Raw genomic sequence first — 1,318 nt, 5'->3', positions numbered from 1 at the left:
ACTATATAATTGTTCTCCACTTCGATAAGCTGCACTGGCAATTGCTGATTGTCCTTTACCTCTAGAAATGACTTGCATACTAAAATGATAAATTGCCATCAAGCATCCCTCTTTCCACAGGAGCGCTAGCGAGTTTTTCACGTGAAGCGTGACCATGTTTTCGCACATACACCAAATGGAAGCGTAGCGTACAGATGGTGTATAAGTGCGCCCTTGTTATTAGCGCCCTTGTTATTAGCGATATTATCACAAATCTCTTATTATTTGAATTATTTTCTCTTTTATGCTCTAATATTGTTAAAATAATATTCAAGAATGAGAGGAGCAACAATCATGAATGAGATTCGTAAAAAACTCGATAAGCTTGAAGAAATGAAAGAACAAATCCGTCAAGAAAAAGAAAAGATGAACGCTCATATTGGACGCCAACTCTTAGCCAAATTAAATATTCAACATGAAGAACTTTCTAAAAAACAACTGGACGACTTAGTTGATACGCTCGCTACACTTTATCAAGACTACAACACACCAAAAGCAGCACCTGATCAAAGCCATGACAGCTAATCACTTACAAAAACTAATCGCTGAAAAAAATCGCTTAGAACTTGAGGTAACCAAGCTACAACAGACCGAATCCCGTAAACAACGTAGCCATATACTCATCCAAAAAGGGGCATTACTCGATAAGTACTTGGACGCACACCATTTATCCATTGAAGAAACAGAAGAATTACTGCAACTCTTCTCAAATTTCATAAAAGAAAAACGACCACAACGATTCAATAAATCTACTTAACAAAGGTGGAAATTTCTACTTTTGTTAAGTTTCTAAAGGAGACCAAACATGCAACTATTTTCGAATGCCATTAGAGATCACATCAAAGAACTAATGCAGCAACAAAATTTAAGCGTTTCTGAGCTAGCAAGACGATCCGGATTAACCCAATCAACTATGGATTCTGTACTCCATATACGCGATACAAATCCTCGCATTGATACAATCCACAAGCTCATTAAAGCACTCAATCTCTCTGTTCCAGACTTCTTTAACCATTCTAGATTTAAAGATCTTGAGTAAATTGAATTAAATCCAAAACAAAAGGTCCTCGCCCAGCAAGCTGGCCTGCGGAACGCCTCCCGCTCTGGGCTCTACTCTCCTAAATGAAAACACAACTTATCTAGCCCCATAAAAAGCAACGTTAAGCTCATCTAATACTAAGAAAACCACAACGCTAAACTACCAACTCACCCAAGACAAGAACACGACGTAATTAGAAATATGTAAGGCAGACTGGAGTATTAATTTAACTAGAGCCTC

The 1,318-nt window shown here is 37.8% G+C and carries 3 protein-coding genes; all 3 read left to right on the top strand.

What is annotated here, in order from left to right; all coding sequences use genetic code 11:
• Positions 1-333 precede the first annotated feature (333 nt).
• From QI30_RS20110 to QI30_RS21330, 3 genes are read left to right on the top strand one after another with little or no spacing between them, the layout of a single operon-like run.
• Positions 334-564 carry a hypothetical protein gene (locus QI30_RS20110; protein WP_126992112.1) on the top strand — a complete coding sequence of 77 codons (231 nt, stop codon included), beginning with the start codon at positions 334-336 and terminating at the stop codon, positions 562-564.
• Positions 554-796 (top strand): hypothetical protein, encoded by a 243-nt coding sequence (locus tag QI30_RS20105; protein ID WP_126992113.1) that lies wholly within the window; start codon positions 554-556, stop codon positions 794-796. The genes QI30_RS20110 and QI30_RS20105 overlap by 11 nt, the downstream gene beginning before the upstream one ends.
• Positions 797-844: 48 nt before the next feature.
• Positions 845-1,078, top strand: a complete 234-nt coding sequence (locus QI30_RS21330) for a helix-turn-helix domain-containing protein (protein WP_126992156.1) — start codon at positions 845-847, stop codon at positions 1,076-1,078.
• Positions 1,079-1,318: the final 240 nt, after the last annotated feature.

The sequence above is a fragment of the Candidatus Kurthia intestinigallinarum genome (assembly GCF_003991225.1).
Lineage (GTDB): Bacteria > Bacillota > Bacilli > Bacillales_A > Planococcaceae > Kurthia > Kurthia populi.
The sequence above is the reverse complement of the archived record's forward strand: the minus strand, read 5'-3'. Positions and strand labels throughout refer to the sequence as shown.